14 protein-coding genes are annotated in these 14,926 nt (G+C 49.4%); 5 read left to right on the top strand and 9 right to left on the bottom strand.

Annotated features, from left to right (window positions below; all coding sequences use genetic code 11):
• Nucleotides 1-7 precede the first annotated feature (7 nt).
• Nucleotides 8-883 carry a sterol desaturase family protein gene (locus AC55FS_RS17865; RefSeq protein WP_496935989.1) on the bottom strand — a complete coding sequence of 292 codons (876 nt, stop codon included), beginning with the start codon at nt 881-883 and terminating at the stop codon, nt 8-10.
• A gap of 119 nt (nt 884-1,002) precedes the next feature.
• Between AC55FS_RS17865 and AC55FS_RS17860 the strand changes: the two genes are divergently transcribed.
• From AC55FS_RS17860 to AC55FS_RS17850, 3 genes are all read left to right on the top strand, one after another.
• Nucleotides 1,003-3,192, top strand: coding sequence for a TonB-dependent receptor family protein (locus AC55FS_RS17860; RefSeq protein WP_496933651.1), 2,190 nt, complete (start codon nt 1,003-1,005; stop codon nt 3,190-3,192).
• A gap of 130 nt (nt 3,193-3,322) precedes the next feature.
• Entirely contained in the window at nt 3,323-5,917 is a 2,595-nt protein-coding gene (locus AC55FS_RS17855; protein ID WP_496933650.1) for a LuxR C-terminal-related transcriptional regulator, read from the top strand.
• A 79-nt stretch (nt 5,918-5,996) separates the two neighbouring features.
• Nucleotides 5,997-7,172 carry a response regulator transcription factor gene (locus tag AC55FS_RS17850; RefSeq protein ID WP_496933649.1) on the top strand — a complete coding sequence of 392 codons (1,176 nt, stop codon included), beginning with the start codon at nt 5,997-5,999 and terminating at the stop codon, nt 7,170-7,172.
• Nucleotides 7,173-7,176: 4 nt separating this feature from the next.
• Here the strand turns inward: AC55FS_RS17850 and AC55FS_RS17845 are convergent, their stop codons facing one another.
• The 5 genes from AC55FS_RS17845 to AC55FS_RS17825 form a co-directional block, all read right to left on the bottom strand.
• Entirely contained in the window at nt 7,177-8,022 is an 846-nt protein-coding gene (locus AC55FS_RS17845; protein WP_496933648.1) for a class I SAM-dependent methyltransferase, read from the bottom strand.
• A 25-nt stretch (nt 8,023-8,047) separates the two neighbouring features.
• Nucleotides 8,048-9,016, bottom strand: a complete 969-nt coding sequence (locus tag AC55FS_RS17840) for a LysR family transcriptional regulator (protein WP_496933647.1) — start codon at nt 9,014-9,016, stop codon at nt 8,048-8,050.
• Between the two features lie 221 nt (nt 9,017-9,237).
• Complete coding sequence (locus AC55FS_RS17835) at nt 9,238-9,600, bottom strand: DoxX-like family protein (RefSeq protein ID WP_496933646.1); 363 nt, start codon at nt 9,598-9,600, stop codon at nt 9,238-9,240.
• Nucleotides 9,601-9,609: 9 nt separating this feature from the next.
• The gene (locus AC55FS_RS17830; RefSeq protein WP_496933645.1) at nt 9,610-10,083 is read right to left on the bottom strand and encodes a DUF2269 family protein; all 474 of its coding nucleotides are present in this window, start codon (nt 10,081-10,083) and stop codon (nt 9,610-9,612) included.
• The gene (locus AC55FS_RS17825; protein ID WP_496933644.1) at nt 10,076-11,188 is read right to left on the bottom strand and encodes a saccharopine dehydrogenase family protein; all 1,113 of its coding nucleotides are present in this window, start codon (nt 11,186-11,188) and stop codon (nt 10,076-10,078) included. The genes AC55FS_RS17830 and AC55FS_RS17825 overlap by 8 nt, the downstream gene beginning before the upstream one ends.
• A 525-nt stretch (nt 11,189-11,713) precedes the next feature.
• Here AC55FS_RS17825 and AC55FS_RS17820 point away from each other — a divergent pair.
• Nucleotides 11,714-12,334, top strand: coding sequence for a LysE family translocator (locus tag AC55FS_RS17820; RefSeq protein ID WP_496933643.1), 621 nt, complete (start codon nt 11,714-11,716; stop codon nt 12,332-12,334).
• Between the two features lie 71 nt (nt 12,335-12,405).
• Here the strand turns inward: AC55FS_RS17820 and AC55FS_RS17815 are convergent, their stop codons facing one another.
• From AC55FS_RS17815 to AC55FS_RS17805, 3 genes are all read right to left on the bottom strand, one after another.
• Nucleotides 12,406-12,930, bottom strand: a complete 525-nt coding sequence (locus AC55FS_RS17815) for a P-loop NTPase family protein (RefSeq protein WP_496933642.1) — start codon at nt 12,928-12,930, stop codon at nt 12,406-12,408.
• Between the two features lie 181 nt (nt 12,931-13,111).
• Nucleotides 13,112-13,627 (bottom strand): GNAT family N-acetyltransferase, encoded by a 516-nt coding sequence (locus tag AC55FS_RS17810; protein ID WP_496933641.1) that lies wholly within the window; start codon nt 13,625-13,627, stop codon nt 13,112-13,114.
• Nucleotides 13,628-13,641: 14 nt separating this feature from the next.
• Nucleotides 13,642-14,232 (bottom strand): histidine phosphatase family protein, encoded by a 591-nt coding sequence (locus AC55FS_RS17805; protein WP_496933640.1) that lies wholly within the window; start codon nt 14,230-14,232, stop codon nt 13,642-13,644.
• Between the two features lie 119 nt (nt 14,233-14,351).
• On the opposite strand from AC55FS_RS17805, the gene AC55FS_RS17800 reads away from it, so the two are divergent.
• A complete protein-coding gene (locus tag AC55FS_RS17800; protein WP_496933639.1) occupies nt 14,352-14,891 on the top strand; it encodes a GNAT family N-acetyltransferase in 540 nt (179 codons plus the stop codon).
• Nucleotides 14,892-14,926: the final 35 nt, after the last annotated feature.

Genomic DNA, 14,926 nt, shown 5'->3' with positions numbered 1-14,926 from the left:
CTCATGGTCATTGAGTTTGTTTTAACAATAATTGCGCCATCAATCCGCTGCGATGGTTAGGCAACGGTGCTTGGCGTGCACCACTTTGCCAGCTGCCAAACAGCACATCCCAAATGGCCAGCCAAGAGCCGTAGTTGCTTCGGCTGCCTTGCAGGCTGTGATGAAACTGATGTTGCGCCGGGCTAATAAAGATACGTTCCAGGCGGCCATAACGCAGCGCAATATGGCTATGGCGCAAGTTAGCGCCGAGCAAATTAAACAACAATACCGAACCACTGATACCGGCGATTAACCAAGGCTGAGCATGCTGGCCAAAAGCAAAAAAATAGCTGCCACTAAGGCCACCGTGCACTAAGGCAGTACGCCATTGATACAGCAGTTTTTCGAGTGGGTGCACTCGCAAAAAGGTAATGGGTGTTAATACGGTGGCGCTGTGGTGTAAGCGGTGAATAGGCCACAGTAGCCGACTATGCAGAGCACGGTGCAGGCTGTAACGGCAAAAATCGTCAACCAACATCAGTAGTAGGGCATAAGCGAGAAGGCTTTGGGGGCCGTGCCAGTGGGCCAGAGCTGCGGGGGCTGCCAGTAACGACCAGCTTTCGTAGCTGAGGTTGGCCAGTTGCATAATTAACAGCAAGGTGGCGCTACCAAAGAGGGTAAACAGTGCGCTATTGATGGCCAGCAGCCCATAGTCTTGGCGTGCCGATGGATGCCACCAGTAGTCGCGACTCAACCATTGGCTTAACAGCGGCTTGCGCTGTGACCAATGACAACCGGCCCAGCCCAGTGCGATCACGGCGCTGGTGAGCCAAAAGGCCCAAAAAGTACGCTGACCTGGTTGCATCAGCCAGGCCAGCGCGTCATTCAGCGTGCTGGTTACCATCAAGTTCACTGCGACAACAGAAGCAAAATTGTGCAAATGATAACCGTGATTATTCTTAATATCGAATAACCTTTGTGGTTAAATTGGCCACCATTTTTTACAGGCAAAGAGGTGTGGTTGTGTCGCATTGGTGGTCTGCTGCGGTCGGTATGGGGTTGTTGTTGCCGGTTGCTGCGTCAGCACAAAATGAGGTCGATCTCGACAAGGTGTACATTACCGGCGGACAAGACCAGGTATTGAAGCAACCCGGCTCTGCCACCTTGATCGATCAGCAAGCACTAGAAAACTTTGAATACACGGATATTCATCGCATTTTGACCGCTGTGCCGGGCGTTAATCTGCAAGAAGAAGACGGTTATGGCTTGCGCCCCAATATTGGTTTGCGCGGCACCAGCCCGGATCGCAGTAAAAAAGTCACCCTAATGGAAGACGGTGTGCTGTCGGGCCCGGCGCCATATTCGGCACCTGCGGCTTATTATTTCCCCAATGTGTCGCGTATGACGGCAGTGGAAGTGTTTAAAGGCCCATCGGCGATTAAATATGGCCCGGCGACCATTGGTGGTGCAGTGAATCTGGTCAGTCGAGCTATTCCTTATTTGCCCGCTGGCGAGCTTGATCTGCAATACGGCAGTGATAACTTTCAACGTTACAATGGCTGGTACGGCCAGGAGTCAGGGCATTTCGGTTATTTGCTCGAAGGTCTGCGCGTGCAAAGTGATGGCTTTAAAGACCTCGATGGCGGGGGTGATACCGGCTTTGAGCGCAATGACATCAATTTAAAGCTGAGCTGGACCCTACCCGGTGAATTGGCTCAGCGCTTTGTATTGAAAGCCGGTTACGCCGATGAGGTCTCAGACGAAACGTACCTAGGCCTGACCCGCGCCGATTTTGATGATGATCCTTACCGCCGCTACGCAGCTAGCCAGCTGGATCGCATGGATTGGACCCATCAAACTCTGCATTTAACCCATCAGCTCAACTGGTCTGAGCACAGCCTAACCACAGATGTCTATCGCCATACCTTTGAGCGTGATTGGTTCAAAATTAATGGCTTTGGTGGCAATGGTCCCTTGTTGCAAACCGTGCTTAAAAACCCCAGCGGTATTAACGGTGAATTTTATCGTGTACTGACCGGTGAGCAGAGCTCAGCCAACGTTAACGAACAGTTGATGATCGGCAGCAATGATCGTCAGTACGTATCACAAGGCATTCAAAGCCGGGTGAATCTGCAGCTGAGCTTGGCTGGCCTTAAGCACGATGTTGAAGTGGGGCTGCGCTACCACTTAGATCAGGTTGAGCGTCAGCACAGTGAAGCAGCCTACGACATGCTGCAAGGCGGCGAGCTGACAAAGGTCGGTGAGGTGCACAATACCCTGGATAACGAAGGCAATGCACAGGCGTTGGCCTTGTATGTTCAGGATGATATTCGCTGGGGCGATACCACCTTAAGCTTAGGTTTACGATCAGAGCAAATCGATACCGAAGAAACCAGCTTCGACAATACCACGGGTGATAAAACCGATAAGGTCGACAGCAACGAATCGGTATTGCTACCCGGTGTGGGTGTGTATTCACAGCTGACTGAGACGGTCGGTGTGTTGGCTGGTGTGTACAAAGGCTATAGCGCCACGACGCCGGGCAAAGAGGGTGAAACCGACCCGGAAGAGAGCATCAACTACGAACTGGGTAGCCGTTATCAGGGAGATTTTGGTCAGGCCGAGCTGATTGCTTTCTTTAACGATTATAAAGAGTTGACCGGCACCTGCAGTTTCTCCAACGGTTGTGATAACTCTGTGGTCGATAGCCAATTAAACGCCGGAGCAGCTCAGGTCTATGGCGCTGAAGCCAGCTGGAATAAGCAGCTGTTTGCCGGTGCGCACATTATTCCACTGGCGTTAACTTACACCTACTCTCACGGTGAATTTGATGCCAATTTTGCTGATGACAGCGGTGTGTTTGGTGATCGCAACAACAATATTAAAGCCGGTGAAGAGCTGGCGTATCTGCCCAAGCACCGCATCAATGCCCAGGCCGGCATTGAACGTGGACCACTGGCGTTAAGTTTGTCGTTGCTGTATCAAAGCGACATGCGTGATACCCCAGGAACTGGCAGTATCCCAGACTCCGCCCGCATCGATGCCTATACCCTGATGGATTTGTCGGTGCGTTATCGTGCTCTGCAGGATGTGTTGCTGTACGCCACCATCGATAATCTGCTGGCGGAGGAGTACGAAGTCGCCTCTAAGCCTTATGGCTATCGCCCTGGCAAGCCGCGCAGCGCTAATCTGGGAGTTAAAGTCAGCTTTTAATCCTTGCTGATCAAGCATGAAAGCCCTCCCAGCAGGTGTGGAGGGCTGGCGGCTCACCGCCAGTTTGTGTTCGTGCAGGTGTCGTGGTTAGATTGGCGCTTGTTTGCCAACCTGAAGCCAAAGCCTGCGCATGGAGCTGACTCCACCTTCCTCCCCTTATTGGGCCGAACGACTGCAGCAAAAGTCTCTGACTGCACGTATCGCCAGCAAGGCACGTATTGCTGAGCCTGCTCGACCTATGCTGCAGCGGCCAGCGTTGTTGCAGCAGCTGGCAAATCATCGTTTGTGCTGCTTATTGGCGCCGGCCGGTTACGGCAAAACTCAGTTAATGGCCGATTATCAGCGCAGCCAGACCCGTCAGCAGGCGGTGATCTGGATGTCTGTGGACGATCAGGACAACAGCGCCGAAGGCTTCTTACGTCATTTTCTTGAATTGGCAGAACGTCAACTGCCCGGGGTGGCTACCGATGCGCTGGTGCATTGGCAAGCGACGCAGCAGCGTGGCGAAGTCGATATTGGCGGTGTGTTGCTGTTATGGATTCAGGAAGTCGCCAGTTTTGATGAGGCGGTATTATTGTGCCTGGATGACGTGCACTGGTTGTCGAATGAAAAGGCCTGTCAGGTATTAGGGCTGATCATAGAGCAGCTACCTGCCAATGTTCGTATGCTATTCAGCGCCCGCTATTTGCCAGCTTATCTTGGGCGTTTGCATTTGCACGCCGATATCGGCTGGATATCTGCAGGCCAGCTGGCCTTTAGCGACGATGAAACTCGCCAATGGTTGGCCAAAACAGAACTAGCGACGCCCCATCGTCTGGCCACTGAGCTGCATAGTCAGCTACGAGGTTGGCCTGCCGCCTTGCGTATTTGGTTGAATCAAGGGCCGGCAGCAAGCGCCTCATTAGCGGCATTGCAAAAGCCTCTGGCTGACTATTTGAATGCCGAAGTGCTACGTCATTTATCAACTGAGGTGCTGACGTTTTGGCGCCAGCTGGCGGTACTTGGCCGCTTTACCAACGATTTATTGCATGTGTGTTTAGCCGAGTCTGAACTGCATGAGCGTTGGCAGCAGGTGCTGTCGCAAGACCTGTTTGTCACACCATTGGCGACTCAAGGCGATTGGTACGAGCTGCACCCCGCCGTGGCCCAGGTGCTCAGGCAGCAATTATCGCCAGCCCGTCGGCAAGTGTTGCATCAGCGTGCCTTTACCTGGCTTAGCCAGCACCATGAGCCGGTCGCTGCACTGCAGCATGCTCGTGCTGCGGGTCTAACCCATGAAGTCGCGGATTGGGTGGAAGCCGAGGCTGAATCCATTCTCGCCAATCTCGATATTGCAGGTTTGCTGGCCTGGTTTGAGCAGGCCGGTAGTGAGCTGATTCATGCCAGCCCGCGTAATATGCAAATGGCGGCCTGGGCTTGGCTATTAACTCAGCAGCAAGACCATGCCGCGCCGCTGCTCGAACGTTTACAACAGTGCCAACTGCCAGCGGCAGAGCTGTACGCCTTGCAGGGCTATCAGGCCAGATTGCAAGGCCAGATGGTAAAGGCTCAGCAGTTGTGTGAGCAGGCGCTGCAACAGTTGCCGGCACAGCGCTACAGTGTCCGTATTTTGATGAGCAGCACCCTGGCACACCTGGCACTATCTCGTAACGACCCTGATAGTGCCCGCCTGTGGAATCGCTACGCCCAAGACATTGCCCGTCAGCACCGGGCTTTGGCGATGGAAGCTCTGGTGCAGTACGACTATGCCCGAATTGAGCTGAATCGCGGCAATATTAGCCGCGCCAGCCAAATTATCGAACAAGCTCTAGTGCTGCTGGAGGATGGTCGGGAGCCCTTGGCACCTTTGCCGCGTGGCCGGTTATTGCTGTATCGGGCGTTTTTGCTGTGGTTACAAGGCAACCCGGATGACGATGCACGGGTACTGGAGCTGCTGCAGCAAGGCTTAACCGATGCCAGTCAGGCGCAGGACATATCAGTTTGTTATGGCTTTGCGGTGCACGCCATGCGAGCGACGGCGCAGGGTGATACAGATAGAGCATTAGACTGGCTCGATCAGGTCGAACGATTGATGCAACACTGGCGAGTGACGCAAAGCAGCTACGACTGGTTACTGTTGGTGAAAGCCAATGTTTGGATCAGCCAGCATAAACTGCAGCGGGCTCAGGGCTGTATTGATGAGATTTGTCGCGGCCAAGCGTGTCATGAACTGCCTAGCCCTGAAGTGTTTCCCATGCTCCCTGGCTTAGCCGCCGTTACCCAAGCACGTTTATACCTCGCCAGCCAAGATCATGACGCCTGCTTGGCGCAAGCCGAGGATTGGCTGCAACACAGCCGTGGCAGCTTAATGAACCAGGTGATGCAGTTGGTGCGTGCTGGCGCTTTGCAAGCTCGTCAGCATCCCGATAGCCAACTGATTCAGAGTCGCATACAGCAATTGCTGGAGCGCCAGGGCATACAAATGGATTTAACCGTGTGGCTGCCGGCGGGCAATAATAGCGGCTTGCCGGTTGATGATGTGCCGATCAGTGTGGCGCAGTTAAGCGCCCGTGAACTGGATGTACTGCGCAAGATGGCGCAGGGTTTTTCCAATCAGGAAATTGCTGATCAGCTATTTATCTCGCTGCATACGGTAAAAACCCATGCCCGAAAAATCAACGTCAAACTGGGGGCCAAAAGTCGTACCCAGGCCATTCATCGAGCTAAGGAGATGTTACTGTTGTAGCAGTAACCCTATAGAATTAGTGGAAAAATTCGGGCCATTCGGCTAAACCAGAGAAAGATATCAATACGGGGCTGAAGGAATGGCCGAACGTTTAACCCTGATCATTGCGCAACACAACAGCCATGATATTAAGCAGTGGCTGGAGCCCCAGTATCAATGTTTATTATCTAAGCCTGGCGAAGAGCTGAATGTGAATGAGCCTTTAGCGCTGATTCTTATCGATGCTCGAACCTTAACCAATGACGATGTAACGGCTATCTGTCGACAATTACGCCAGGCTCATGATCAGGTGCCCTTGGTGGTGATCGTTAATCATGACGAGTTAGCGTTGCGATTAAAGCTTTATGAAGTGGGCTGTGATGATTGTTTACAGGCCGATGCGCTGGCTGAACTGCGTGGCCGTCTCGATCATTTGGCGATGAATAAAATCGCCAATGATCAGTTAAGGCTGCAGTTACAGCAGGCGAATGAAATGGCTTTTCTGGCCATGAGTGGTACCTCCGATTTGGGGGTGAATATTCAGTTCTTATTGGATTGCCATCATTGCAATAATCTTGATGAGCTGGGCATGCGCTTATTTCAGGCTTTGCGCAATTACAGCTTAAATTGCAGTTTGCAGCTGCGCAGTCGCTTTGACGTTAAAAACATGGAAGCCAATGGCATGGCAAAAGCGATGGAATCGTCTTTGCTCGAAGCCTGTAAAGATGAAGGTCGTTACGTTGATTTTGGTCGTCGCTCGATTATGAATTACGGTCGGGTGTCGATACTGGTAAAGAACATGCCGGTTGACGATGACAACAAATATGGCGCCATTAAAGATAACGTTTTCTCTTTGCTGCAGGGAGCCGATGCCCGGATCGATGCCTTGGATAATCAACGTTCACTGCAATTAGAAGGGCATCTAATTCGTGAAATGGCACTGCAAATGCGTCGTTTAGTGGATGAAGTCGATGAATCTCAGCTCAAGGTGATGCGAGATATTGCCGATGTGGTGGAGAATTTCTCTGAACAGGTCGAAAGCAGCATGCATATTCTGGGCATGGACGAGCAGCAAGAGCAGCGACTGGAAGCCATTTCTGAATATGCGGTGGAAGAAACCAACCGCATTTTTCATGAGGGTCTGACCATGGATCAGGGGCTGCGTGATTTTCTTGCCGCAGCTGAGCTGTTGTTAGCAAAACAGCATCTACCCGTTGATGCCATACAGCGTTTATTGGATACCGGCCAAGCGTTGCAACAGCAGCGCAGCAGCTGAAATATTAGCGCGAGTCTGTTACGGGCTTTCTAAATTTCAGCGTCATGCGATCACTTTCGCCAATGGACAGATAATGATCTTTGTTGTCGTCACCTAATCGCAGTGACGGCGGCAGTGTCCACACCCCCTTGGGATGATCTTTATTATCTAGAGCGTTAGCATTTAGCTCGCTTTTACCAGCCAAAACAAAGCCCGCCTTTTGTGCCAATTTGATCACGTAGTCTTCGCTGACGTAACCACTGTCGATCATTTGCTGGCGGCTAAAACTAGCCGGTGCTCTGTGTTCCACCACGCCCAAAAGACCACCGGGTTTTAGCGCGTTAAAAGCGGCGTTAAACACCGCCTGCTCTTGCTGATTACGCATCCAGTTGTGCACATTGCGAAAGGTCAGTACCCGATCGGCGCTGGCGTTTGGCGCCAGTTGTAGCCACTGCGGCGGCTCCAGTATCGACATTTGAATGTCGCCATAGAGTTCAGGCTGAGTTAAAAAATCATTGTCGAAATCATTGCGCAGGCGTTTAAAAAAACCGACCTTGGATTGAGGATGCCAATGGGCTGCAATCAGCTGGCCATGGTCACGCAGGTAGGGTGCCAATATCTCTGTGTACCAGCCGCCACCTGGCCATATTTCCACCACGGTATGTTCGGGCTGAAGCTCAAAGAAGCTCAGCGTTTGCTGCGGATGACGGTACTCATCTCTGGCCCTGGCTTGTTCACTGCGATGGAGCTGTGACGTTAGCGTGACTGCAGTACTGGTTGCTGCGACAGCGATGTTTGCAGAGGGCTGAGAAGAGGTTAAGGCACACCCTGGCAGACAGGCCAGGGCAGTGATCAATATCCAAGGGCGCATGCAACACCTCCGTGTGACAGTTTTATCAATGATGCGATGACGATTGGGTACCCTGCAAGCAGTCACTTTCTCCCAGGTCTACTTCCCACGGTGGGTTCGGGCGAACACTGTCGATGACGTAATCGACAAACGAACGGACCTTGGCTGATAAGTGTCGATTGCTTGGGTAAAGAGCATGGATAGGGTTGGCTTCAAACGGCCAGTCACACAGTACCGGTACCAGATTGCCGGCACGAATAGCAGAAGCAGCAATCAGGGTGGGCAGTGGGGTAATGCCTGCCCCAGACAAGGCTAGGGTATACAGGCTAGCAAAGTCATTGACCTGCAGTTGTGGCCTCACCTGTACGGTGCAGTCTTCACCATGTTCATTGGTCAGATGCCATTGCATAAATTGCGAGGCGGTTAATAACCTGTGGTCGCGCAGCTGATCTGGGTGGCTGGGGCTACCATGCTGGCGCAGGTAATCGGGGCTGGCACACAACAGTGCTCTGGCATCGCCCAAGTGGCGACCAATCAAAGAGGAATCTTCCAGCTGGCCAATACGAAAGGCAACGTCGATGCCCTCCTGTACCAGATCCAGTTTTTGATCGCTTAGCACCATATCGACATTCACTTGCGGGTGGCGATCCATAAACTCAGCCACCAAAGAGCTCAGTACGGTGGAACCAAACAACACAGGCGCGGTAATGCGCAGAGTCCCGGTGGGGGTGCTTTGCATTTGCGTAACCGCGATGTTGGCTTCTTCAATTTCCGACAGAATGCGAGAGCAATGGTTGTAATAGGCGGTGCCGGTATCGGTCAGGCGCAAGCTGCGTGTGGTCCGCTGAATCAGGCGTACACCCAGGCGTTCTTCCAATTGGGTGATCTTGCGGCTGACCGTTGACTTCGGCAGCCCTAGGTTGCGCGCGGCTCCAGTGAAACTGCCGGCGTCGACGACATGGACAAAGATGGCCATTTCGTTGAGGTCAAACTCTTCTCGTTTTCCAATTTGCATGAGTGTCATTCCTCTTAGGTACCCCCCTATTATGGGGATGATTGTTGAGATTTAAAGAACAATGTGACAAAAAAATACGTAATTGGCCCGTCGGAGGCGGTGAGAGGAGGAGAACGTTTCTCGCAGTGCTGGTCTCATGAGTTCTTTGTGCGAAACAGCTAGCGCGATGTGTGTCAGCGAGCAGAAAAGTAGCGCTAGTTCAGCTGAAGGGGCAGTTGTTGTTACTCTTTTAGATAGAGGTAATAAACCAAGGCTAGCATTGGCAAGTTCTTGGTTAAGGGACCAAATGGATGAAGCCAAAAGTTAGGGTCGATGATGGTGAGCAGCAGTGTATATAGCAGCATAACCAGAATCTGAAGCAGGTAGCAGAGCTTGCGCCTTAGTCCGGTGATAATCCATACGCCAATAACAACATCAAGTAAGCTGCCGCTATAGATCGACAGTGTTGCTGTATTCCCCGTGATGCCAGCCTGAGCTAATACTTGATAACCGATATCTTGAGCCCAAAATGCTGATGTAACACCGGTAAAAATCCAAACAAAACTGAGGCTGGCTCTAGCCAGTATGTGAGCAGATCTGTCCATAAATTCGGTTTACACCACAGAGTAGGGTTTAAATATCATCAACCAAAAGATGACGAGTACGGACAAAAAAGCGGGTATGCCAAGACACGTCCAAATACGCATCAAGTGGTGAAATCTGGGTTGTAATTGCCCTGAATCCAGCGCCAAGTTTGCCAAAGACTTTAACTTATACTGGATTAACACCACAGGAATCCAGCAAAGGCCGATAAATACAAACAGACTGATAACTAGCAAGAACCAAGTAGAGCTGAAGGAATAGCCCAATCGCTGCATAAGCAGTATTCCGGTAACGAACTGAATGACAACGGCAGGCGTGGTGAAAATCCAGTCGGCTAAAACGACATGGCGTGCAGTGACGGCTATGGCTGCAATATTAGACGAACGATGGGCCATCAACATAAAAAAGGCGATACCTGCACCTGTACCAGTAATGACAACAGCACCTAAAACATGCAACAGTTTAAGGATGAGGTAGCTATCCAAGGGTTTCCTCCGTGGTGTGGTAGATATCGAGTTGACTGACTTCGTTATCGAACTCTTGCAGGGAAAACATCCCTAAGCAAGGCATAGCCCCTCGTTCTGATAGCTCTCCATTAATGAGCTTTTTCGCCATGATTATCGCAGCAATCGTGGGTATATAAGGGCCGACACCGTTTTCTGCACAGAGTGTCCATTTTACTTTCTTGGGCTTGTTGTTGAGGTCTTTACCCTGGAGGTTGATCTGCATACCGCCAATATCAGTACCGAACGTTTCAAACAATTCACTGCATTTAAAAATCGGCCCAGAAAACACTGACCAGTCCTTGATCAGTTTAATACGTGCCAGCATAGCCATGAACACCATACCCAAATGTAATGTGGTTAACTCAAGTCCCGCTTGAAATTTAACGGTTTGCAGCACTTGGTAGCGAGCTGGAAAGAGCTCCAAATCAGGGATGTCGATATTGGCTAACCAGCGCTTGCCTATGCGTCCACCAAAATCAACTCGTCGCGGAGACATCCATCCATATTGTTTGCGCCAACCCCCATTCTCAAATACCGGAAAAGCGTGTCCGGTGTAACTTAAGATGGCCTTGACGGTGGCTTCACCACGCTCTGCACGGTTTCCTGGTGCGATGTAAAAATCAATCGATTCCAGTGTTGCAAACTTTGCAATAACACTATCGATAACCGTTGACGATAAGCCCGGCACTGAGCTGGCACCGGAAATGACGAGCACGCCATTGGCCAATGCTTGCTCATGCAGGTTTGTGATATCGCAAACAAAGCGCCTATCGTCGGCTAGGTCGATGTAGTGGCTATTGATGTTAATACAGGCCTCTGGGACTTTATAATTTTGTCCTTGAAAGGGACCACCAGTATGTATGACAAGGTCTGGTGCCAGAGCTGCTAAGGCGTTCGGAAAATTTGAGCTTTGCGTATCCAGTGCCGCAGCCTCCAGTGTCGCAACCGAGGTTGCTGACAGCTGCTGGCAGAATTGCTCGGCTTTATTGGCATTTCGACCGGCGACGATTATGGTGATGCGCTGAATATGAGCCAGGCTCACGACAAGGCGTTTGCCAAAATTTCCGTAGCCACCCAGTACCAAGACTCTGCTTACCGACATATATAGATCTCTGTCTTACATTGAAGTGCCATCATACTGATAATGGATAATATACCGTGGTGATTGAACTTGTTAGTGCTGCTTAGGGAGCGTTTGTTACTGGTGCTCTGGCTACTCTGTTGCGCACTGTTTTTACGATATGGTTCCACTCGACAATCGATCTATGCGGCCGTTGCTACCATTGAGCATGCACAGCAATATCTCGGCTTGCCGTCATTCTCTTTGCAGTATTATGATGCTATCGCTTGCTAGCAGTGTGGCAAATGCAGAGGGGGCTTTTCTCCCGAGTCAACGGACACCAGTAATAATATTCGTAGTGTAGACAGTGAGAGCGGAACAGCCGACACTCCTTTATAGCTTATGTGAGGTGTTTATCGCCAAAACGGCTAGGCTATGAGTCTTAATCTGATAGAGTCAGGTGTAGTCAGCTAATCGAATCTAAGATTAGTCCGTCACGATGCACGCTGAGGCATTGCTATCCGATAGTTAAGCGTTAAGGAGAGATCAGTGCAAATAGAAAGTTGGTTAGCGTTTTGTGCCATGGCCTTATTGGCAACAGCTACCCCAGGCCCTGCCGCTTTATTGGTGTCGGTACACAGTGTTTCTTATGGTTTTAAGAAATCACTAATGACGGTCTTGGGTAATGTTTCTGGGCTGTTTGTTATGTCTACCTTGTCCGTTCTGGGTCTCAGTACACTGGTGCTTCATTCTGCAATCGGGTTTACCCTATTAAAATTGATCGGGGCGTTTTATCTTGCTTATTTGGGAGTCAAACTTTGGCGAACTGGGCTGGCAAAAATTGAGATAAACGCGGCGGCAGAAAACAAGCCGGCGGGAGGTTTATATTTCCAGGGTGTTTTAGTTGCTTTAACGAACCCTAAAGCGATTGTGTTTACCACTGCGCTTTTCCCTCAATTTGTATCTGTCTCACAACCTTTATTACCCCAGTTTGTTATCTTAGTAACAAGCTTTATGGCGCTCTCATTTACTTGCCTGATGATATACTCTGCAGTTGCCTGCAAAGCTAACTCTCTGGTTACCAAGTCTACGGCGAATACAATAGCTGGAAAAATCATCGGCTCAACGTTCGTTGCGGCAGGTTGCTATCTAGCGACATCATCGAAGTAAAGGTGGAGCTGTAAACATAGTGGGAAGCTTAAGAAGGGCGCCTTGAACAGGTGCCCGGGCATGGTGCTAGTTTATTTGTTGAGTGATGATCTCTGATGAATTAAGTCATTGAAATCGATCAATGATCGAATAATCAATACAGCTCGCTGGCTGGATAATTCATCCAGTGATGCGGTAAAACGATCATTCCAGAACTTTGGGCAAAGTTTCAAGGTTTTATAGCTTTGCCAGGTTCCCTTTAAAACCGAGCATCCTTCTGGCCAGCCGTCAGGATGAACAAAAATAGCCTTTATTAAGCGCTTAGTGACTAACCAGTAGCACAGCCAATAAGGCAGATCGATATATATCAGGGTGTCTGCCTGCTCTAGACGTTTGAAAAAAGCGTCAATAGGACCCAGGCCATCGATAATCCATCGTTCCTCTGCCAATATATGCTCATGAGCTGTATCAAAGGCCTGGCGATCAATCACGGTACCGTTGGGCTGATACATGATATTGTCCAGCTGGTGCAGCGGAATCCCTGTTTGGGCCGCTAGCTGCTGGCTGAGCGTGGACTTGCCACTACCCGGCTTGCCAAATATTGCAATGCGTTTCATCTAGCCTCCTGCGTTATGGTTCCCATTGAGGCAGATACAAAAAACCCACCTCTCAGGGTGGGTTGAATAAAATTCAGTGCATACAGCAGCCCACCATTCCTAAGGAATGGTAATAATTCGTGCGCTGTGTGCTTGAGTCATCGGTTTCATATGAACATCCTTGTTCTATTGTTGGCGAATGTCAAGTGTTATCATTCCACGTTGTGGCTGTTGGACGCGTGGGTAAAGACTTACTATAGAAAATGCTATCTATCGACATAACAGGGAATGATTGAGGTAGCTCACTCATTGCAATTGTTCGATAACCATGCTTTTCGTAAAAACGATGGGCTGCTTTAAAACGATCAGTGGTACCCAAGTAGATAACAGATGATTTCTGTGATCTTGCCCATTCTTCTGCATGTTTGAGTAGCTGGGCTGCAATATTATGGATTTGGCCTCTATATTTTTGGTGCACAAACATTTTTCGAAGGGCAAAGCTACCATCTGCGATGTTTAGCAACGAGATAGTTCCAACCACTAGGTCATTAATCAAGAATAACCAGAAGTTACCGCCAGCCTGCTGGTAAAATTTGGCAATATTGAGCAAGTCTGGTTGATCATCAAGGTTTATGTCGATTCCAAACTCTTGGACTTGTATCGATACGATAAGGTCGCCAACTTGCTGTTGGTATGGTTCGGAATATTCAATAATCACTGTATGGAATACCCTTATTCATCATGCGTTGTACAGAATTTTTTCTCATGGTCACCTTCCAAAATAATGACAGTATCATTCGGCTGAGATAGTGCCATAGTTTGCTGTTGGGATAGCCCAAGATACGCTCCACGAATAGTCTTAGCGGTCATTTCATGGCAGATTGCAACAGTGTAGTGATCATTGCTAAGGCTGTGCAGCCAATCACAGGTTCGATGAGATAGAAGAGCGTAGCTTTCACCATCGGGGATTTGGTAATTCCATTTATCGGCTAATCTCGCTCGCCACTGTTGTGGATAACGTTGTTGAACCTGAGTGAGGGTTAAGCCCTCCCACTGGCCAAAAGAGTATTCCTTGAGTCTATTATCGGTTGTAACCGTTATATCGTTCTCCAGGCGGGTGGATACAATTTTAGCGGTTTGTTGGACGCGCCCTAATGGACTGCAAGTTATGCTGAAGTCTTGGCCATCCGTAATCGTAGCTAATAATTCTGCCAATTGTTCTGCTTGTTGAATACCTAGGCCTGTTAGAGGTGAATCTCTCCAGCCCTGTAGTCGACTATTGACATTCCACTCGGTCTGGCCATGGCGACATATAATAAGCATGTTCTTTCTCTAGTAGAGCCAGACTGTTATTCTACAAACACTTAGGGTAGTTATGAAGTTTAAACAATAAATATATCATCATAGACAATAGTTTATCGCCGAGTATTCAGTTAAGTATCATGTTATCGAGTCAAAAAACACGAATTAAAATCCAAAGCAGGTCAGATGCTGAAGCATTGTTGGACTACTATTTCAGAAATCAGGGCCATTTAGCTCCCTGGGAACCTCTACGTGACAGTAGCTTTTATACTTTAGAGCACTTCCAGCTAATGGGAGAAGACAGTGAACGTTCTTTTGAAGAGGGAGCGAACTTTAGATTTGTGGTACAGCCGTACCATGAAGATAGAATAATTGGAGTATGTAACTACTCAAATGTTGTTTATGGAGTGTTCCAAGCCTGTTTTCTTGGTTACTCTATTGATCACGCCTTTCAAGCAAAGGGCTATATGACTGAAGTGCTAACTACAACGATTGACTATATGTTTTCAGATGTCGGACTTCATCGTATTATGGCTAATTACATGCCAAGAAACCTTGCAAGTGCTAAGCTTCTTCAGAAGCTTGGTTTTGAACAAGAAGGTTATGCACGCGATTACTTAAGAATTGCAGGGCGCTGGGAGGATCACGTTCTTACGGCAAAAGTAAATAATGGTCTGTGATTTTAATAATGAATATTGATTTAGTTTTTCTGTAT

The sequence above is a fragment of the Bacterioplanes sp. CLAM21 genome (assembly GCF_059641015.1).
Note: the sequence above shows the minus strand (reverse complement) of the source record. Positions and strands in the feature narration are given on the sequence as shown.